The organism is Peptoniphilus obesi ph1, assembly GCF_000311865.1.
Classification (GTDB): domain Bacteria; phylum Bacillota; class Clostridia; order Tissierellales; family Peptoniphilaceae; genus Peptoniphilus_E; species Peptoniphilus_E obesi.
On sequence record NZ_HE978582.1, the window covers coordinates 333364 to 353937 of the forward strand.

Genomic DNA, 20574 nt, shown 5'->3' on the forward strand with positions numbered 1-20574 from the left:
AAGATAAATAAAGTTTTTAGCATTAAATCCCATATAGATATTTATTTTAAGATAATTACTAAAGAATTAGTTGTTTAACATCTCTCTTAAAATAATTTCGTCTGTTTTTTTCATTCCTTCTTTTGCTATAGCAGCAACTGTCTTTATTGTCTCATCTATATCTGATTTAACTATTCCATCACCTGCTTTGAAAGAATTGTTAGATTCTGCTTGTTCCATAGCTAAAAATCCATTTCTGATGCTTGAAGCTATCTTCATAGCACAAGATGGTTTAGCTCCGTCGCAAATAATTCCTGAATTTACAGCTAGGGCATTGGATAGTGTTTCTTTGATCACTTCTCTATCATGTCCCTTAAGCATTGCAATTCCAGAAATTGAAGATGATCCAGCACTCACAACTCCGCAATAAGCAGATAGTTTACCGATGCCTTGTTTATTATATAAGCCTATAAGATTTGCAAATATCAAAGCCCTATATAGTTTTTCATCTTCTATATTATGTCTTTTCGCATAGTATATTATAGGAACTGCTACTGTTATTCCTTGGTTTCCAGATCCTGAATTTATTACAACCGGCTTTTCACAACCGCTCATTCTAGCATCTGATCCAGCACTTGCATATGCTGCGATCTCTTCTTTTTCATCGCCATTTGCATTTTTTAATATAATACTACCAATATTAGATCCCCAGTCGTTTTCTATTCCTTCTTCTGCTATTGCCATATTATATTCTATTTGCATATCTAATATATCTTTTATATCAGAATAGTCACAATCTCTAGCAAAGTCATAAATCTTATCAAAAGAAAAATCAACCTTATTTTCTTCTACTTTTTCTATCTTGCTTTTTTCTAATATTTGGTCATTTTTCTTTATTAAAGTTATGTTTGTGTGATCATTTTCGATTACAACTTCTGAAAAGTCTTCTCCACTTTTAAGAATTACATCTATATATAAATTTGCTTTTCCTGTTACATGGTTTATCTCACAAATTCCTTCTTCAATTAATTTGTCGCATTCAGCAAGTCTAGACTTATCTATATTGGCTAAAACTTCCAGCTCTTTGTTCGCATCTCCTAAAAGAGCTCCTGCAACAAGTGAGATATCTATTCCTTGTCTTCCTTCTGTTCCTGGTACTTTTACTGAATTAGCATTTTTTATCATATTTCCTGATAAGTTTGCTATTATTTTTTCTGGGTTTTGGCCTAAGACCTGCTTTGCTTTAGCCGCAGCATAAGCTAGTGCTATAGGCTCAGTACAACCAAACGCAGGCAACAACTCTTTTCTTAAGACTTCTTTATAATCCATAAATCCTCCTATAAAATCTATTTAAATTAAAACTATTTACCTTTTATATTTACTATTTTAATACAAATATATAAATTTAACAAAAATATAGCAGTATAAAATAAAAAAAGTGGGCCTAGACCCACTTAAATTAATTTAATTTTTAATACAGCATTTTTGCAATTACAGCAACTATCGGTGTTGCTATTAGAGTTCTAATAATAAATATTACTACTAGTTCTCCAAAGCTTAATTTTACATCAGATTGTAGCATTGCATTAGCACTTTCAGAGAAGAATATAATTTGAACAGTTGATAATACTATTACAAAGAATATACTTGCTTCTGCTATTGGTTTTCCAGCAATTGTCATAACTGGAAGTGCGATTTCTGCTATACCTACTAGTGTAGCTGGTGCTATAACTTCGGCATTTTCAAGTCCCATAAGTTTTAGGTATGGAACCATTGGAATACCAATGATATCAAATACTGGAGTGTATTTAGAAAGTAGCATTGATAAAACAGTAAGTACCATTACAAATGTTACTATTTTTAAAGCAAATGATAAAGCATCTCCTATAGCTGATATGAATACTGTCATTTTTGCATCTGAAGCCTTTGTTGTTGATGTAGCTAATGCTTTTTTAAAGATTTTAGAATCATATTTTTGAACTTTTCTCATATTCTCAGTTTGAACAAATCCGTTTGAATAAGTATCTGTTTTCTTTGAAAGGGGTGGAATTCTTACCATTATTACAGCTAGTAAAAATGTTACTAATAATGAAGTTATTGCAACATTTCCATACATATATGTTGTATTTGTAATTGAAACTAAAAGTGCAAAAAATCCTAGCGAAACTAAAGAAAAACTTGTCATAATTGTTGATGCTTCTTTTTCTGTATAAACATTTTCCTTATACAGTTTATTTGTCATAAATACACCTACTGCTGGTGCTGCAACAAATGATGATAGGGCATTAACAGCTGATTGTCCTGGTAGTTTAAATATTTTTCTCATTACAGGTTCAATTAAAGTACCAATAAATTCCAAAATACCAAATTCAGTTAAAAATGTTACTAACCATCCTGCTATTGTTACTGTGAATAAAGTATTTCCTGCAAGTGAGATTGCAGTTGGTCCTACTTCTGGATCAAGTATTTGAGATGGTCCAATATTAAATACTACCATTATTGAAAATATTGCAGATAAATAATATAAGGTAGCTGTTACAGCTCCATCTTTTCTATGAAACTTATAAAGTTTACCTTTTTTATTAAACTTACTAATATTATAAGTAATTGATAATATTATACACACCGCCATAGTGAGATAATTTTTAAAATCACCTATTAACTCAATTGATTTGTTTACTAGATATACCATTGGTACAACGGTTTCACCATCTGACTCGACACATGGTATAAAGAATAGGAAAATTCCGATCCCAGAAAAAATTAGAAATTTAATAATATTTTTTGATGTTATAGTTGAATAGTCAACTGGTATTCCAACTTTTTCTTCTAGATCCCTCTGAATCTTGGACTCATCACTTAATTCAGAGTTTTCCTTAAGAATATCTTTTTCTTCCATTTTTTCATCCTTCCTTAAAAATTTAAGTTATTTTCTTGCTTAATTTTATTTGCATACGATTACATTCTTAAAAGTACACACAATGATATATATTATATAGCAAAATATAAATTTTTCCATTAATCAATTTAATTTTTTATTAAATTTTTACGAATAGTAATAAAATAAAAAAGTCTATACAAATTTTGTATAGACTTTCCTTATAAAATTAATTTATGCATACAATAGTTTTGCAAATAGTGCAACTATTGGGACTGCTATTACTGTTCTTAATATAAATATAAGAACTAGTTGACCAACACTTAATCCTGCATCAGATTGTAACATTGCATTAGCACTTTCTGTGAAGAATATAATTTGTACTGTTGAAAGAACTATTACAAAGAATACACTTGCTGGTGCTATTGTTTGTCCTGCTATTGTCATAACTGGAAGTGCGATTTCTGCTATACCTACTAGTGTAGCCGGTGCTATTGCTTCAGCATTTTCAAGACCCATAAGTTTTAGGTATGGAACCATTGGTTTACCTATCCATTCAAATGCTGGAGTATAAGTAGAGATTAACATTGAAAGCACTGTTAATGCTTGTACGAATGTGACTACTTTTAAAGCAAAAGCTAAAACATCTTCTATTGATGTTATAAATACAGAGTATTTTGCATTTGAAGCTTTTGTTGTAGCTGCTGCTATAGCTTTCTTAAAGATTTTAGAATCATATTTTCCAGCTTTTCTCATTTCAGCTGTTTGAGCTACACCATTTTTATATTGACTCTTTTTCTTTGAAAGAGGTGGAATTCTTATTACTATTACAGCTAGGATAAATACAGTTATTAATGATACTAAAACTGCATTACCATACATATATTGTGTATCTGTGATTGATACTAATAGTGCGAAGAATCCTAGTGATACTACTGAGAAGTTTGTCATGATACAACAAGCTTCTTTTTCTGTGTATACGTTTTCGTTATAAAGTTTGTTTGTAATAAATACACCTACTGCTGGAGCTGCAACGAATGATGATAAAGCATCAACTGCAGATTGTCCAGGTAGTAAGAATACTCTACGCATGATTGGTTCAATTAATGTTCCTATTAATTCTAAAACGCCAAATTCAATTAAAAATGTTACTAACCAACCAGCTATTGTTACTGTAAATAATGTTGAACCTGCAAGATCTATTGCTAATCCACCTACCTCTGGATTAAGTATGTGTTCTGGTCCAACTTGAAATACTATCATAGTTGAAAAAACTGCTGATAGATAATATAAAAGTCCAGTAAACCATCCGTCTTTTTTATGAAATTTTCCAAAATAAGTGTCTGGTTTTATTTTGCCTACTGTATATGTAATTGATAAGGCAATACAAACTACCATTACTAAGTGATGTAAAATATCTGCAAACGCTTGCTTAGCTAGGTCAACAAGGTATACCATTGGTACTACAGCCTCTGAACCTGATTCATACATTGGTATGAAGAACAGCCAAATTCCTATGCCTGAAAAAATTAAAAACTTAAGAAGATTTTTAGGTGTTATTGATGAGTAATCAACCTTAATACCAACCTTTTCATTTAATTCACGTTCCACTCTTTCGGCTTCTGACATTTCAAACTCTGCAGTATTTTTTGAATTATTGCTTTCCAAATTTTGCCTCCTATTAAATTGAAAAATAAAATAATAATAGACTTGTGTAATGTAAATATGCAAGTCTATTATTATAAAAACGAAATTGTAGGACAAGCCTACAATTTCGTTAATTTAAATTAAATTTTATCTAAAATTATCTAAGAACTGATCTAGAGATAACCATTTTTTGTACTTCACTAGTACCTTCGTAAATTTCAGTTATCTTAGCATCTCTCATCATTCTTTCTAGAGGATATTCTCTAGTATATCCGTAACCACCTAGTAATTGAACACATTTAGTTGTTACATACATAGCAGTTTCAGCACAGTTTAGTTTTGCATGAGCTGCAGCTACTGAGTATGGTTGTTTGTTGTCTTTTAACCAAGCTGCTTTATATACTAGAAGTCTTGCTGCTTCAATTCTATTTTGTAGATCAGCAATTACGAATTGAGTGTTTTGGAAAGAAGATAATGTTCTACCAAATTGTTCTCTTTGTTTTACATAGTCAACTGCAACTGCTAGAGCACCTTGTGCAATACCAACAGCTTGAGCTGCTATACCAATTCTACCACCATCTAGTGTGTGAAGTGCAACTTTGAAACCTTGTCCTTCTTCACCAAGTAGATTTTCTGCAGGAATTTTAGCATTATCAAAAATTAATTCAGCAGTAGCAGATCCTCTGATACCCATTTTTCTTTCGTGTTTACCAATAGTAAATCCTTCAGTTCCTTCTTCAACTATGAAAGAAGAAATTCCGTGATTTCCTTTTTCTTTATCAGTCATAGCCATTACTACATAGATTCCAGCTTCACCAGCATTTGTGATAAAGTTTTTAGAACCGTTTAATACATAGAAATCGCCATCTTTAACAGCTGTTGTTCTTTGTCCTGAAGCGTCAGTACCAGCGTTTGGTTCAGTAAGACCAAAAGCACCTAGACATTCACCACTAGCTAGTTTTGTTAGGTATTTTTGTTTTTGTTCTTCAGTACCCCAGTCATAAATTGGAGCTGATCCTAATGAAGTATGTGCAGAAAGAGTTACACCAGTTGAAGCACAAACTTTTGAAAGTTCTTCTACAGCTATAACATAGCTTAGGTAGTCTCCTTCTTCTCCTTCATATTCTTCTGGCCATGGAATACCTAGCATTCCGTTATCAGCCATTTTTTGTACACTTTCCTTTGGAAATCTTTCTTCTTCGTCGATTTCTTCAGCAAGTGGTTTAATTTCCTTTTCAGCAAAATCTCTATAGATTTTTTGTATCATCTTTAATTCTTCATCAAATCCAAAATCCATAATTTTCCCCTCTCTTTATCCTTACTTTCTTTAATAAGCAAAATATTTATATTCACTTTTTATCTAAAGTCAATACCAAGACTATGTAAAGTCTTAAAATCGTTTTCACTATATTGTATTCAAGACTTTATGTGCATATTTATATCACTTGTCATTGTACAAAATCAACTATAGATACTTATCAAGTAAATATAATAAACTTAACACTAATTATATTAATCTATAATTTGCTTTAAGTCAATTTTTAATGCTTTATTAGAAAAAATTTTATTTTTTTTATTTTTTTATATTTTATAAATAATTGACGTAAAATTGATTATAAAAAAAGGAGTTGAATTTCTCCAACTCCTTAAATTTATTTTATTTTATTTTCTAGCTTCGAAAACTTTGTTGATTTCTTCAATCATTACAGGGATAACTTTGTAAAGGTCTCCAACAATACCGTAGTTAGCTACAGACATGATAGGAGCTTCTTCATCTTTGTTAATTGCAACGATTACATCAGATGTTTTCATACCAGCTAAATGTTGAAGAGCACCTGAAACACCACATGCTACATAAAGTTTAGGGCTAACTGTTTTACCAGTTTGTCCAACTTGGTGTTCATATTCAATCCAACCACTATCTACTGCTGCTCTTGAAGCACCAACTGCTGCTCCTAGAGTTTGAGCAAATTCTCTGATTAGGTCAAATCCGCTAGCATCTCCAAGTCCTCTACCACCAGTTACGATAATAGAAGCATCTGCTAAACTGATTTCTCCACCAGCTTTTTCGATAACGTCTTTAACTATTGTACGAATATCTTCTTCTGCAAAATCTAATTCAACCTTAACTACTTCGCCAGCTTTTTCACATTCTACTCTTTCCATAGAGTTTGGTCTGATAGTAGCCATTTGAGGTCTTTTTTCTGGACATTCTAGGTCTATCATTACGTTACCACCGTAGATAGGTCTAGTACATACCATGTTATTATCATCATTTAGAGCTATTGCTGTACAATCTGAAGCAAGTCCTGTTCCAGCTTTTGCAGCAAATCTAGCAGCTAAATCTTTTCCGTTTTGAGTTGCTGGGAATAATAAAATTTCAGCACTATTATCAGTTACTACTTTATCAACAACTTTTGCATATGCTTCACTACGGTATTCTTTAAGAACTTCGTCATCAGCAACAAATACTTTGTCTGCACCGTATTTAGAAGCATTTTTTGCAGCTTCTTCAACGCCACTACCGATTAGAATAGCGCCTAGATCGTATGATAATTTATCAGCTAGTTTTCTAGCTTCACTTAAAACTTCAAAGGATACACCGCTGATAGAACCGCCATTTTGTTCAAGACAAACTAATACTTTTGTTTCTGCCATTGCTTTGTTTCCTCCTTATTAAATAATCTTAGCTTCTACAAGCTTTTGAACAGCTATTACGCCTATTTCTTCTGGTTCACCAGTTATAACTTCTCCGCCTTCTCTTTCAGGTGGTGTGTATAGTTTAACTGTTCTTGTAGGTTGTGCATCTAACTCAACGTCAAGTGAAGATAATTCAATTACAGGAATTTCCATCTTATTAGCTTTTCTTGTACGTTTAAGGGTTGGGTATCTTGGTTCGTTAAGAGATTTTTCACAAGTTAAAACAGCTGGCATTGTTGATTCAACAATTTGTTCGTTGAATGAGCTTACTCTTTTACAAGTGATTTTATCTTCTGTAACTTCTTGAATTTCTTCGATGAAAGTGATTTGTGGAATGTCAAGTTGTTCTGCAAGTTGAGCTCCTACTTGAGCATCATCTGCATCTATTGCTTGTTTACCACAAAGAATTAAATCGAATTCTCCAATGCTTTTGATAGCTTTAGCTAATATTTCAGCTGTTATATATGCATCTGGATCTTCAACTTTAGGATCATCTACATTTACAAGATATGCATGAGCAGCTCCCATAGCTAAACCAATTTTAAGTGATTGTTTACTATCTTCATTTCCCACTGTTATAACACTTACTTCTCCGCCGTGTTCTTCAGTTAATTGAAGTGCAGCTTCGATAGCATGTTGATCAAATGGGCTGACCATGGTTTCAACACCATCTTTAATAACACGGTTGTTAGCTTCGTCAACTTTTGGTACTACCGCGTTATCAAGTACTTGCTTAATACAAACCATTATATTCATACTTGATCTCTCTCCTTTATAATTTTATATATTCTAAACCTATTTATAGCTTATAAAGTTTTAAAGCAAGACTTAAGATTTCGTTACAACCGTTTGTCTTGCTCTAAAACAATTACAACTGATTAATTTTTAATTGAAATTAATTTTCTCTTAAAATTTGACCAGAAATTACTATTCTTTGAATTTGAGAAGTACCTTCGAATAATTCTAATATTCTTTGGTCTCTGTAAAGTCTTTCAATTTCGTATTCTTTCATGTAACCATATCCACCGTGGATTTGAAGAGCTGTAGTTACAATTTTGTGAGCAGATTCTGCACCGAATACTTTAGCCATAGAAGCTACTTTAGAGAAGTTTTCTCCTCTGTCTTTTAAGTCAGCTGCATAGTAAGTTAGCATTCTTGCTGCTTCTAGTTGAGTTCCCATGTCAGCGATCATCCATGCAATACCTTGGAATTTGCTGATTGGTCTACCAAATACTTCTCTTTCTTTAGCATATTTAACAGCTAAATCAAAAGCTCTTTGAGAAACACCAATACACATTGCTGCTATACCGATACGACCTCTATCAATTACATCAAGAGCAAGTCTGTATCCTTTACCAATTTCGCCAACGATGTTTTCTTTTGGTACTCTACAATCTTCAAATACCATTTCCCAAGTAAGAGCTCCTCTGATACCCATTTTATCGTCACATGCGCCTGGAGTCATTCCTGGAGTTCCTTTTTCTACTACGAAACAAGTAAGTCCGTCTCTTCCTTTTGAACGGTCAGTCATAGCAAATACTGTTAAGAAATCAGCTTCTGCACCACTTGTGATAAAGTGTTTTACACCGTTGATTACGTAGTCATCGCCATCTTCAACTGCTGTTGTTCTAGTTGCTGTTGGGTCAGATCCACCTGCTGGTTCTGTTAAACAAAAAGCTGCAAGTTTTTCACCTTCAAGAGCTGGTCTTAACCATTTTTCTTTTTGTTCTTCATTACCTGCTAAGTAAATAGCGTCAAATCCTAGGTAGTGACCAGTCATGATTGAACCAGTTGCTGCACATGCTGCTGTTACTTCTTCCATAGCGATTGCTTCAGAAATAGCATCAGCGCCACCGCCGCCTAGTTCTTCATCATATGCAATACCCATAAGGTCTTGTTCCATAAGTCCTTTAACGTTATCCCATGGGAATTCTTGAGTTTTGTCTACTTCTTCAGCTCTTGGTGCTAAAGATCCTTGAGCCCAATCTCTTACCATACGTCTGATTTCAATTTGGTCATCTGTGTACTTAAAATTCATTATTTCCTCCTTTAAATACTTTTAATTATTTTAGTTGTTAGTAGTAACTGATAATTTATTATCTAACCACTACATTATAATTATATTTTTATTAAAAAGCAAATTAAAATACGCCTTCGTCTTTTAATTTTGCTATTTCATCATCACTATAGCCAAGTTCTTCTTTAAGAACTTCTTCTGTATGTTGGCCAAGAAGTGGTGCTGGATGTGCTGGATCTGGTGGAGTTTTAGATAGTTTAACTGGGTTACCAGTGATCTTTAACTTACCTGCTCCTGGTTGATCAATTTCAACAAGCATGTCTCTGTGAAGAATACTTTCATCTTTACAAGCTTGAGCTACATCAAATATTGGTCCACATGGGATTCCTACTTCGTTGAATTTGTCAATTGCTTCATCAACTGTGTAATCTTTTAACCATTCTTCTATTATAGCTTTTAATTCTACATCGTTTTCTGATCTATGTGGGTCAGAGTCAAATTTAGGATTCTTTGGAAGATCTGGTTGTCCCATTACATCACATAGTCTTTGGAAGTGTGGATCACTTGCAACAGCTATAATTACATAACCACCATCTTTACATTTGTAAATATCAAATGGTGCAGAAAGTGGGTGTCTTGCTCCAACTCTTTTTGGCATAATGCCACCTATTGTATGTCTTACTATATTTGTTTCTATAAATGTGAATACACTATCCATCATAGCGATATCAACTAGTTGTCCTTCTCCAGTTCTTTCTCTGTGGAATAGAGCAACCATAATACCATATGCTGCATATAGACCAGCACTGATATCACCTAATGAACTACCAACTCTTGCTGGTGGATTATCAGGATAACCTGTAATGCTCATCATACCTGCTCTACCTTGTGCAACTATATCATATGCAGGTAAGTTTCTGTGTGGACTGTCTTGTCCAAATCCAGAAATTGAACAGTAAATAATTGATGGATTAATTTCTTTTAATTTTTCATATGAGAAACCAAGTTTTTCCATAACACCTGGTTTGAAGTTTTCAACTACTACATCAACTTTTTTTACTAGCTCGTATACGATTTCCTTAGCTTTATCACTTTTAAAGTTAAGGTCTATACCTTTCTTACCTCTGTTTGCGAATATGTAATATCCACTTTGGTCATTTATAAAAGGTCCAAATATACGGCTACCATCGCCTGTTCCAGGTCTTTCAATTTTTATAACTTCTGCCCCAAGGTCAGATAAGTTACTTGTACAGAAAGGACCTGCAAGAACGTTTGTAAAGTCTAATACTTTAATTCCTGCTAGAGCTTTATCCATTTCTAATTTATTCCTCCTTATTTAATGATGTAATTAACATTGTAAAGTACAAAATAATATGATAGTTTTCACTATCATATTATTTCATACTGTTTTATTTTACAACATTAAATTCAATATTAATAGTTATTATTTAGATTAAACTATTATCGTCAAATTTTCGTATGTTTGTTAAAATTTTTCTAATTTATGCATACAACAGTTTTGCAAATAATGCTACTATTGGAACTGCTATTAATGTTCTTAATATAAATATAAGTATTAATTCGCCAACTTTTAGTCCAGCGTCTGATTGTAACATTGCATTAGCACTTTCTGTGAAGAATATAATTTGTACTGTTGAAAGAACTATTACAAAGAATATACTTGCTGGTGCTATTGCCTTTCCTGCTATTGTCATAACTGGAAGTGCGATTTCTGCTATACCTACTAGTGTAGCTGGCGCTATTACGTCAGCATTTTCAAGACCCATAAGTCTTAGGTATGGAACCATTGGTTTACCTATCCATTCAAATGCTGGAGTGTAAGTAGATATAAAAGTTGAAATTACTGTTAATGCTTGTACGAAAGATACAACTTTTAGTGCAAATGAGAATACGTCTTTAAATGCTGTTAAGAATACTTTGTATTCAGTTCCAGATGCTTTTGTTGTAGCTGCTGCTATAGCTCTTTTAAAGATCTTAGAATCATATTTACCAGGTTTTCTCATTTCAGGAGTTTGTATTGTTCCGTTTCTATATTCGTTCTTTTTCTTTGATAGAGGTGGAATTCTTATTACTATTACAGCTAGTATAAATACTGTAAGTAGTGAGAATAATACTGCATTACCATACATATATTGTGTATCTGTGATTGATACTAATAGTGCGAAGAATCCTAGTGATACTACTGAGAAGTTTGTCATGATACAGCAAGCTTCTTTTTCTGTATATACGCTTTCGTCATAAAGTTTGTTTGTAATAAATACACCTACTGCTGGTGCTGCAACGAATGATGATAAAGCATCTACTGCAGATTGTCCAGGTAGTAAGAATACTCTACGCATGATTGGTTCGATTAATGTTCCTATTAATTCTAGAACACCAAATTCAATTAAGAATGTTACTAACCAACCAGCTATTGTTACTGTAAATAGTGTTGATCCTGCAAGATCTATTGCTAGTCCACCAACATCTGGATTAAGTATTTGTTCTGGTCCAACTTGAAATACTAGCATTGTTGAGAATATTGCTGATAGATAATATAGAATACCTGTAAATGGACCATCTTTTTCGTGGAATTTTCCAAGAGCAGAATCTTTTTTTGCTTTCCCAATTGTGTATGTAATGGAAAGTCCTATGCAAACTATCATTACTAAGTGGTGAAGTATTCCACTTGCTGCTGCTTTTGCTGTGTTTACTAAGTAAACCATAGGAACCAAAGCTTCTCCGTCAGCTCCTGTTACACATGGTATAAAGAATATAAATATTCCTATACCTGAAAATATAATTGCTTTCAAAAGGTTTGCTGGAGTAAGGGTACTATAATCAACCTTAATACCAACCTTTTCATTAAGTGCTTGCTCATGTTTCAGAGCTTCATCTTCAACTTGTCCAGTCTTTAAATTTTCGTTCTCAAAATTAGTGTTTTTATTTTCTTTCATGTTAATCCTCCTTCGACGAAAATAAATTTGATGAATTTGTATAAATCCATATAATTACGTATCATAAATTAAATATTTAATTCATGATCAATCAAATTGCTTGCTATTATGATTTACTTTTATAAGTTTTAAGATTAGTTTGGTAAAGCAAAGTAGACTAGAAAACCTTTTCATTTACAACAATCTATACATGAAAACTTATAAAAAATTATATTAATAATTTTTTTAGCTAGTAATTTAATTGTTTTGTTTCTCTTTCTAATGATACCCAATAAAAATTTTTTAATCACATATTTTATAAATTTTTATTAAAATAAAAAAACGCATCTTTTTTATTTTAAAAGATGGCTCATTTTAGCCTTTTCTTTTTAAATAATAAAAGACACGTTTCAATTTTTATTTTTATTTAATTATTATTTACTATAGTCGTAGAATCCTTTGCCAGTTTTTCTGCCTAGTAAATTTGCTCTTACCATTTTTCTTAGAAGTGGATGAGCTCTGTATTTAGGATCTCTAAATTCGTCATATAGAACGTCCATAATAGCTAGAACTATATCAAGTCCAACTAAGTCGCCTAGTTCTAGAGGTCCCATAGGATGGTTTGCACCAAGTTTCATTGCAGTATCGATATCTTCTGCTGAAGCTACTCCTTCTGCGTAGATTCCGATTCCTTCGTTGATCAGTGGAATTAAAATTCTGTTTACAACAAAGCCTGGAGCTTCTTCAACTTCTACTGGAGTTTTTCCAATTTCTTTACATAATTCAATGATTTTTTCTTTAGTTTCTTCACTTGTTGTAAGTCCTTTAATGATTTCAATTAATTTCATTGCAGAAACTGGATTGAAAAAGTGCATACCGATTACTCTGTCTGGTCTATTACAAGATTCAGCTATATCAGTAATACTTAATGAAGATGTATTAGTTGCAAGAATTGTTTTTTCGTCACAAAGTTCGTCTAATTCTTGTAGATATTCTTTTTTTACCTTTGGATCTTCTGTTGCTGCTTCAATAATAACATCACAATCAGCCATATCTTTAAATTCATCTGTTAATGTTATTTTACTCATAGCCTTATCCATTTCTTCTTGAGTCATTCTTCCTTTGGATACTGCTTTTGAGTAAGCTTTTTCTATTTTTCCTTTAATTCTTGCTGTTTTTTCATCTGTAAGATTTCTACTTTTTAGTACAACATCATGGAATTTAGCTGCTACTTCAACTATTCCAGATCCCATAGTTCCAGATCCAATTACACCTATTTTCATTTCCTATCCTCCACTCTTTTTTCTTTATAGTTAGCTTTCTTTTTATTTAAGAATGCTTCCATGCCTATTTTATATTCATCATAGCCAAAGCAAAATTCATAATTAGTTCCTTCAACTTGTATACCTGTTGCTATATCAGTTTGAAGTCCTATATTTATTGATCTTTTAGCTTGCATAACTCCAACTCTTGAGTTGTGGCTGATTTTTTCTGCTATCTCTAAGGCTTTATCCATAAGTTCTTCAGGCTTTACTAGATAATTTACAAGACCAATATCTAAAGCTTCTTTTGCTGTTATGCTTTCTCCTGTAAATATTAATTCTTTAGCTTTTGCAGCACCTACTAATCTTGGAAGCCTTTGAGTTCCACCAAATGCAGGTATTATTCCAAGTCCCACTTCTGGCTGACCAAATATAGCTTTTTCTGATGCTATTCTTAAATCACAAGCCATTGCAAGCTCGCAACCTCCTCCTAGAGCATAGCCATTTATAGCAGCTATAACAACCTTGTTGGAATGGTCTATTTCTAAGAATATAGCATTTCCTCTTTTAGTAAATCTTAGAGCTTTTTCTGGTGTGAAATCAACCATTTCTGAAATATCAGCACCTGCTACAAATGATTTGTTTTTGCCTGTAATTATAACAACAGTTATGTCGTCTCTGTTGTTAATTTCTGTAAAACAGTCACTAATTTCATTTAAAAGTTGGGTATTTAAAGCGTTTAGAGTACTTTCTTTATCAATTGTGATTATTAAAATATTGTCTCTTTGCTCTAATTTTAAAAATTCATAATTCACGGTCTATACACCCTTTGCTTATCTTTCTACTATTAAAGCTGTTCCTTGTCCTCCGCCTATACAAAGTGTTGCTAATCCAAGGTGAGATTTTCTTCTTTTCATTTCAAATAATAATGAGATTAGAATTCTTGTGCCTGATGCACCTATTGGGTGACCAAGGGCTACAGCTCCACCGTTTACATTTACCTTATCAAGATCAAGTTCTAGTTCATTAACTACTGCACAAGCTTGTGCTGCGAATGCTTCGTTTGCTTCGATTAGGTCTAAATCTTTTATTTCTATACCAGCTTTTTCTACTGCTTTTCTTGTTGCAGGGATAGGTCCTGTTCCCATGATTGCAGGGTCAACACCAGCTGATGCATAAGAAACAACTGTTGCAAGTGGTTCTATGCCAAGTTCTTTTGCTTTTTCTTCAGTCATAACTACAACCATAGCTGCACCATCATTGATGCCTGATGCGTTACCAGCTGTAACACTTCCACCATCACGTTTGAAGGCTGGTCTTAATTTTCCAAGACTTTCTTCAGTTACGCCTTCTCTTGGGTGTTCATCTTTGTCTATTATTGTTACATTGCCTTTTCTGTCTTTTACTTCTACTGGAACTATTTCTTCATCAAATATTCCTTCGTCTCTTGCTTTGCAAGCTAGGTTTTGAGATCTTGTTGCAAGTTTATCTTGATCTTCTCTAGTGATATTGTATTTTTCTGCTACGTTTTCAGCAGTGATTCCCATATGGTAGTCATTAAATGCATCCCAAAGTCCGTCTTTAATCATTTCATCAACGATTTGATTATCACCCATTCTAGCTCCCCATCTTGCCTTAGGAATTAGATAAGGTGATTGTGACATTGATTCTGTTCCACCACAAAGAACTACTTCAGCATCTCCTGCTTTAATAATTTGTGTAGCAAGTGATACTGCTCTAAGACCTGATCCACAAACTTTATTGATTGTCATTGCTGGAACTTCTTTTGGTACTCCTGCATTAATTGAAACTTGTCTTGCTATGTTTTGTCCAAGTCCTGCTTGTAAAACATTTCCTATAATTACTTCATCGATTAGTGCTGGGTCTAGGTTGTTTGCTCTTTTCATTGCTTCTTTAGCAGCTGTAACTCCTAATTGAAGCGCACTAACATTTTTAAATACTCCACCGAATGATCCAATAGCAGTTCTCGCTGCACTTGCTATAACTATTTTTCCCATAAAATCCTCCTATTTTTTATTAAATTGATAATTTAATCGCCTATAAAAGCTTATTACTCGCTATTTATCAATATATATTACATTATAAATATACCAAGATCACAAAGGCTTAAACATAAAAATTGACAATAAAGAAAATAAGCTGACAGATATTAAAATTTAATACCGGTCAGCTTTTAAAAAAAAACGTCTATAGATAGTCAAATATTTTTAATATCATGACTATTATAATTAAATATTTAATTTTTTTCAATAGCTAAAGTGACTATTTTAAGTCAAATTCCTTTTCTATTATATCAATTATATTTACAGCAGCTTTTCCATCTCCATATGGATTTATTGCTTTTGCCATTTTTTCATATAATTCTTGATCTTCTATTAAGCTTTTAAAGCTGTCATAGATTTTTTGATAAGATGTTCCTGCTAGTATAGCAGTGTTTGCTAAAACACCCTCCATCCTTTCAGTCTCTTCTCTTACAACTATTACTGGTTTTCCTAAGGCTGGTGCTTCTTCTTGTATTCCACCAGAATCAGTAATCACAAGTTCTACCTTGCTCATAAGCTTTGAAAAAGGTAAATAATCAAGCGGCTCAATCATATGTATTTTTTCATTGTCTTTGAATATTTTATTTGCAATTTCTCTAACTTTTGGATTTAAATGGACTGGAAATACAACTTCAACATCATCATGTTCATTTACAACATCATTTACTGCAGAGAATATATTTTCCATTGCTTGTCCTATGTTTTCTCTTCTGTGTGATGTAAGAAGAACTATTTTTTTATTTTCATAGTCAAGTTCATTTAATATTTCTTGGTCAAATTTATGTTCTTTTTTGACAGCGTATTTTAAGGCATCTATTACTGTGTTTCCAGTTACATAGATGTTTTTTTCGTCAAATCCTTCTTTCAAAAGATTTTCTTTACTTCCTTTTGTTGGAGCAAAGTGAAAGTTTGTAAGTACACTTGTAAGTCTTCTATTTGCTTCTTCTGGATAAGGTGAATATAGATTATCTGATCTTAAACCAGCTTCTATATGACCAATTTTTATTTTCTTATAAAATGCACTAAGAGCTCCAGCAAATACAGTGCTTGTATCTCCTTGGACTAATAAAAGATCTGGTTTTTCTTCTTCCAAAATTTTATCCAGTCTTGTTAAAGAGTTTACTGTTATATCGCTCAAACTTTGTCCTTGTTTAAATATATTCATGTCATAATCAGGCTCAATATCAAATACTTTTAAAACTTGGTCAAGCATTTGTCTATGTTGTCCTGTTACTGCAACAAGAGTTTCTATGTTTTTTCTTCTTTTAAGCTCTTTTACTATTGGTGCCATTTTTATTGCCTCAGGTCTTGTACCAAAGACACATATTACTTTCAAATTTATTCCTCCTTAGACTTAAACATTCCAAACATATATGCTATTAGAATAACTGAAAAAATAACTAAGCTTGAAATGAATATACCTAATTTCGCATCAATATTAGATAGTAGATTTGCAATTAGACCAAAAACTATGGATATAAAATATAAAACTAAAACAGTTTGTTTTTGATTTAAACCTAGTCTTAACAGTCTGTGGTGCAGGTGTCCCTTATCTGCTGATACCATGCTCTTACCACTTAATTTTCTTCTAACCATGGCAAAGGCTGTATCGAAAACTGGTACAGCTAGTATCAAAACTGGTACAAAAATTGTCAAGGCTGCAGCAGATTTCATTACTCCTTCTATAGAAATATATGAAAGTACAAAACCCAAAAACAAGGCTCCAGCATCTCCCATAAAAATCTTGGCAGGATTAAAATTATAGGGTAAAAATCCTAAACATGCTCCGGCCACTATAGCTGCTAAAATAGATATATCATAAAATCCAAAGCTTCTTGCTATAAACATAAGTGATATAGAGCTGATCATGGAAACTCCAGCTGCTAATCCGTCTAATCCGTCTATTAGATTTATAGTATTTGTAATTCCAACTATCCAAAATATAGTTATAGGTACTGATAGAAATTCTAAAAATACCAAACTTTGTCCCATATTAAATGGGTTGGTGAAAAACTCTATTCTAACACCAAAAACTACTAAAATTATTGCCGCTAAAATTTGAAAGCCCATCTTTGCTTTTGGACTTAGATTATATTTATCATCAATAATTCCAGATGCTAGTATGAGTGTAGATCCTATTAAAAGTCCAAGTCTTTCACCCTTATAGTCTAAAAATATAAAGATTGCTATTATAACAGCTAAAAATATCGCAAGTCCTCCAAGCAAAGGTATTGCCTTAGTGTGGACTCTTCTATTGTCCTTTGGCACATCTATAAAATTAAATTTTATAGCAAATTTTCTTGCAAGAGGCGTCAGAACAAGAGAAAGTATAGCTGATATAATCAGTGAAAAATATATTTTTTCCATATTTATTTAACTAACTTCCTAACTTTAAATTATTTTGTACCGAATAACCTATCTCCAGCATCTCCTAGACCTGGCACTATATAGGCATCTTCATTAAGTTTTTCATCTACACATGCAACATAAATATCTACATCTGGATGTGCTTTTTGTACCGCTTCAATTCCTTCTGGCGCAGCGATTATATTAAGAGTTCTAATTGATGTTACTCCCAAACTTTTTAGCTCATCAATTGCTGCTATTAAAGTTCCACCAGTTGCTAGCATTGGATCAAGTGGTATTATCAATCTTTCGCTTACATCTTTTGGCAATTTACAATAATAAGATACTGGTTTTAGTGTTTCTGGGTCTCTATACATTCCTATGTGTCCAACTCTTGCACCAGGTATTATATTTAATACCCCATCAACCATGCCAAGTCCTGCTCTTAAAATAGGAACGAAACCAATTTTCTTTCCTGAAATTTCTTTTCCAGTGCATTTAGCTAGTGGAGTTTCAACTTCTATATCTCTAAGCTCAAGATCTCTTGTAACTTCATAGCACATTAGTGATGCTATTTCTGTAACTAGATTTCTAAATTCCATTGATGATGTGTCTTTCTTTCTAAGAATAGTAAGTTTGTGTTGAATTAACGGATGATCTGTAACAACTAATTTTCCCATATTTCCTCCTATAAACCTAAAACTACTTTACCTGCTGAAGCCTTTAATAGTCTATTCATAATACCAACTCCAAGCCCTCTAAGCTCGAATCCTTCAGCATAAATTATATCTACTTTATTATCGTCGCAACTTCTCAAAGCCTCAAACAAATTTTGGGCAATTTCTCGTAGATTTTCTCTACTCCCTAAATTTATAACCATATAGGCTCCCTCATATTCATCTACTGTTTGATCTGTTGCAAGAACTGCTATTTTTTTATCTTTATTTGTTTCAATTCTCTTATTTATTTCATTTACTACATTAAATGGGTCTCCAGCAAAAGTATAACAATCAGCTTGAGGAGCATAATGTTTATATTTCTGACCTGGTGATTTAGGAACTGTCTTATCATTTGAATCGATAATAGTATTATCAATTGCTATATTAGGAATGATTTTCCTTAAATCTTCTTTTGTAACCCCACCTGGTCTAAGAATCATTGCTGGGTCTGATGTAAGATCAAGAACAGTCGATTCAATACCATAACTTGGTTTACCACCATCAACAATTATATCTACAAGTCCATCAAGATCTTCCATAACTCTTTTATAAGTTGTTGGAGATGGCTTTCCAGAAAGATTTGCAGATGGAGCTGCTATTGGAAGTTTTGTATATTTTAAAATTTCCCTAGCAACTGGATGCGATGGCATCCTGATAGCAACAGTATCAAGTCCTGCTGTTACTGCATCTGGTACAAGATCTGATTTATTAAAAATCATAGTCAAAGGACCTGGCCAAAAATTATCTGATAATTCTCTTGCTACATCAGGTATTTCTTTAACCAATTCATTTATTTGCGACATATAAGCTATATGCAAGATCAAAGGATTATCACTTGGTCTGCCCTTAGCCTTAAATATTTTTTTATCCGCATCTGGATCTAGACCATTTGCACCAAGCCCATAGACTGTTTCAGTAGGAAAAACTACAAGTTTTCCATCCCTAAAGGCTTGGTCAATAATTTCTAAATCCTCTTTAGATAATTTGTCTTCTTTCAATTTGATAATTTTTGTTTTCATATATAAAACCTCTCATATCTATACTATTATATCAGCCATTTGCTTCTGTAACAAGATTATATAAATTCGGCTCTTGCCACATTAGTTTTTAAGCCTTATTAAGCTTTAAAGAAGCTATTTTATATGTTATAATTAATTTAAGTTATTGATTTTATAAGGAGGAACAAAATGAGTAGCGTATTCGAAAATGATGATTTTATTTTTGATGGTGATATATTAAAAGGTATGACAAGAAAAGGAAAAGACAAAATCAAAAACGAAGGTTTAACTGATATGATAGTTCCAAAAACTGCACCTGATGGAACACCTATTAGACATATCGGAGAAAACGCTTTTTTTAGAAGAAAATTAACATCTGTTGAAATTCCTGAAACTGTTGAAACTATCGGCTATGATGCATTTGGAGTTTGTAATCTAACTGAAGTACATATTCCTGATGCTGTTAAATTTATTGATGGTTTTGCTTTTTATAGAAATAAACTTGAAAAAGTTCATTTCCCTAAAAATTTAACTTTCATGGGACCATCAGCATTTGCACTTAATAATCTTGAAGAAATCGATCTTCCAGATACTGTTGAAGTAATTGACACATCAGCTTTTTATAAGAATTCACTAGAAGAAGTTAGAATTCCAAAATCAATCAAAAAAATTAATATGTTTGCATTCCACAAAAATAATATCAGTGAAGTAAGCGTACCTAAAACTATCGAAGAACTTCACAGATATGCTTTTGAAGAAGGCACTGAAATTACTGAAGAATAATTAAAAATATTTTATGAATTTTTAAAGCTATAGTATAATACTATAGCTTTTTTTATTTATCTTATATTTAATTTTCAAGTTTATTTTTTAAACTTTTTATTTAATAGAAGCATTTTAATCTCTTTCTATTTAATTATTAACTTTGCTATTCTAGAAAATTTTCCTATTTTATACAATATATCATTTTTACTATCTAGCAACTTATATAGCCTTCTCACCTATTCTTTAACTTCTAATATATATAAA

General features: G+C 32.3%; 17 protein-coding genes. 1 reads left to right on the forward strand and 16 read right to left on the reverse strand.

Annotated features, from left to right (window positions below):
* Positions 1 to 66: 66 nt before the first annotated feature.
* The 16 genes from HGPB_RS07465 to HGPB_RS07540 all read right to left on the reverse strand — a co-directional run bounded on the left by HGPB_RS07465 (position 67) and on the right by HGPB_RS07540 (position 19566).
* Positions 67 to 1308: an L-cysteine desulfidase family protein gene (locus HGPB_RS07465; protein WP_019133063.1), complete on the reverse strand. Its 1242-nt coding sequence runs from the start codon at positions 1306 to 1308 to the stop codon at positions 67 to 69.
* A 142-nt stretch (positions 1309 to 1450) separates the two neighbouring features.
* Positions 1451 to 2878, reverse strand: coding sequence for a YjiH family protein (locus HGPB_RS07470; RefSeq protein WP_019133064.1), 1428 nt, complete (start codon positions 2876 to 2878; stop codon positions 1451 to 1453).
* A gap of 213 nt (positions 2879 to 3091) precedes the next feature.
* On the reverse strand, positions 3092 to 4525 hold the full coding sequence (locus tag HGPB_RS07475; protein ID WP_019133065.1) for a YjiH family protein: 1434 nt from the start codon (positions 4523 to 4525) through the stop codon (positions 3092 to 3094).
* A 136-nt stretch (positions 4526 to 4661) separates the two neighbouring features.
* Positions 4662 to 5801 (reverse strand): acyl-CoA dehydrogenase, encoded by a 1140-nt coding sequence (locus HGPB_RS07480; protein WP_019133066.1) that lies wholly within the window; start codon positions 5799 to 5801, stop codon positions 4662 to 4664.
* Between the two features lie 365 nt (positions 5802 to 6166).
* Positions 6167 to 7162: an electron transfer flavoprotein subunit alpha/FixB family protein gene (locus HGPB_RS07485; protein WP_019133067.1), complete on the reverse strand. Its 996-nt coding sequence runs from the start codon at positions 7160 to 7162 to the stop codon at positions 6167 to 6169.
* Between the two features lie 18 nt (positions 7163 to 7180).
* Entirely contained in the window at positions 7181 to 7960 is a 780-nt protein-coding gene (locus HGPB_RS07490; protein WP_019133068.1) for an electron transfer flavoprotein subunit beta/FixA family protein, read from the reverse strand.
* Positions 7961 to 8099: 139 nt separating this feature from the next.
* Positions 8100 to 9242 carry an acyl-CoA dehydrogenase family protein gene (locus tag HGPB_RS07495; protein ID WP_019133069.1) on the reverse strand — a complete coding sequence of 381 codons (1143 nt, stop codon included), beginning with the start codon at positions 9240 to 9242 and terminating at the stop codon, positions 8100 to 8102.
* A 103-nt stretch (positions 9243 to 9345) separates the two neighbouring features.
* A complete protein-coding gene (locus tag HGPB_RS07500) occupies positions 9346 to 10536 on the reverse strand; it encodes a CaiB/BaiF CoA transferase family protein (RefSeq protein ID WP_019133070.1) in 1191 nt (396 codons plus the stop codon).
* A 187-nt stretch (positions 10537 to 10723) separates the two neighbouring features.
* Positions 10724 to 12178, reverse strand: coding sequence for a YjiH family protein (locus HGPB_RS07505; protein WP_019133071.1), 1455 nt, complete (start codon positions 12176 to 12178; stop codon positions 10724 to 10726).
* A gap of 413 nt (positions 12179 to 12591) precedes the next feature.
* Positions 12592 to 13440: a 3-hydroxyacyl-CoA dehydrogenase family protein gene (locus HGPB_RS07510; RefSeq protein WP_019133072.1), complete on the reverse strand. Its 849-nt coding sequence runs from the start codon at positions 13438 to 13440 to the stop codon at positions 12592 to 12594.
* Positions 13437 to 14234, reverse strand: coding sequence for an enoyl-CoA hydratase/isomerase family protein (locus HGPB_RS07515; protein WP_019133073.1), 798 nt, complete (start codon positions 14232 to 14234; stop codon positions 13437 to 13439). Before HGPB_RS07515 ends, HGPB_RS07510 begins: the two co-directional genes overlap by 4 nt.
* 18 nt (positions 14235 to 14252) lie before the next feature.
* Complete coding sequence (locus HGPB_RS07520; protein WP_019133074.1) at positions 14253 to 15437, reverse strand: acetyl-CoA C-acetyltransferase; 1185 nt, start codon at positions 15435 to 15437, stop codon at positions 14253 to 14255.
* 265 nt (positions 15438 to 15702) lie between these two features.
* A complete protein-coding gene (gene wecB, locus HGPB_RS07525) occupies positions 15703 to 16818 on the reverse strand; it encodes a non-hydrolyzing UDP-N-acetylglucosamine 2-epimerase (RefSeq protein WP_019133075.1) in 1116 nt (371 codons plus the stop codon).
* A gap of 2 nt (positions 16819 to 16820) precedes the next feature.
* Positions 16821 to 17849 (reverse strand): MraY family glycosyltransferase, encoded by a 1029-nt coding sequence (locus HGPB_RS07530; RefSeq protein ID WP_019133076.1) that lies wholly within the window; start codon positions 17847 to 17849, stop codon positions 16821 to 16823.
* A gap of 29 nt (positions 17850 to 17878) precedes the next feature.
* Positions 17879 to 18508: a uracil phosphoribosyltransferase gene (gene upp, locus HGPB_RS07535; RefSeq protein WP_019133077.1), complete on the reverse strand. Its 630-nt coding sequence runs from the start codon at positions 18506 to 18508 to the stop codon at positions 17879 to 17881.
* Positions 18509 to 18516: 8 nt separating this feature from the next.
* Positions 18517 to 19566, reverse strand: a complete 1050-nt coding sequence (locus HGPB_RS07540; protein ID WP_019133078.1) for an L-threonylcarbamoyladenylate synthase — start codon at positions 19564 to 19566, stop codon at positions 18517 to 18519.
* Between the two features lie 168 nt (positions 19567 to 19734).
* On the opposite strand from HGPB_RS07540, the gene HGPB_RS07545 reads away from it, so the two are divergent.
* A complete protein-coding gene (locus HGPB_RS07545; protein ID WP_019133079.1) occupies positions 19735 to 20328 on the forward strand; it encodes a leucine-rich repeat domain-containing protein in 594 nt (197 codons plus the stop codon).
* Positions 20329 to 20574 lie beyond the last annotated feature (246 nt).

Coding starts and splice junctions, on each gene's coding strand:
- HGPB_RS07540 (WP_019133078.1), bottom strand. CDS start 19,566: ATGAAAACAAAAATTATCAAATTGAAAGAAGACAAATTATCTAAAGAG.
- upp (WP_019133077.1), bottom strand. CDS start 18,508: ATGGGAAAATTAGTTGTTACAGATCATCCGTTAATTCAACACAAACTT.
- HGPB_RS07465 (WP_019133063.1), bottom strand. CDS start 1,308: ATGGATTATAAAGAAGTCTTAAGAAAAGAGTTGTTGCCTGCGTTTGGT.
- HGPB_RS07520 (WP_019133074.1), bottom strand. CDS start 15,437: ATGGGAAAAATAGTTATAGCAAGTGCAGCGAGAACTGCTATTGGATCA.
- HGPB_RS07485 (WP_019133067.1), bottom strand. CDS start 7,162: ATGGCAGAAACAAAAGTATTAGTTTGTCTTGAACAAAATGGCGGTTCT.
- HGPB_RS07495 (WP_019133069.1), bottom strand. CDS start 9,242: ATGAATTTTAAGTACACAGATGACCAAATTGAAATCAGACGTATGGTA.
- HGPB_RS07530 (WP_019133076.1), bottom strand. CDS start 17,849: ATGGAAAAAATATATTTTTCACTGATTATATCAGCTATACTTTCTCTT.
- HGPB_RS07470 (WP_019133064.1), bottom strand. CDS start 2,878: ATGGAAGAAAAAGATATTCTTAAGGAAAACTCTGAATTAAGTGATGAG.
- HGPB_RS07505 (WP_019133071.1), bottom strand. CDS start 12,178: ATGAAAGAAAATAAAAACACTAATTTTGAGAACGAAAATTTAAAGACT.
- HGPB_RS07500 (WP_019133070.1), bottom strand. CDS start 10,536: ATGGATAAAGCTCTAGCAGGAATTAAAGTATTAGACTTTACAAACGTT.
- HGPB_RS07480 (WP_019133066.1), bottom strand. CDS start 5,801: ATGGATTTTGGATTTGATGAAGAATTAAAGATGATACAAAAAATCTAT.
- HGPB_RS07545 (WP_019133079.1), top strand. CDS start 19,735: ATGAGTAGCGTATTCGAAAATGATGATTTTATTTTTGATGGTGATATA.
- HGPB_RS07490 (WP_019133068.1), bottom strand. CDS start 7,960: ATGAATATAATGGTTTGTATTAAGCAAGTACTTGATAACGCGGTAGTA.
- HGPB_RS07510 (WP_019133072.1), bottom strand. CDS start 13,440: ATGAAAATAGGTGTAATTGGATCTGGAACTATGGGATCTGGAATAGTT.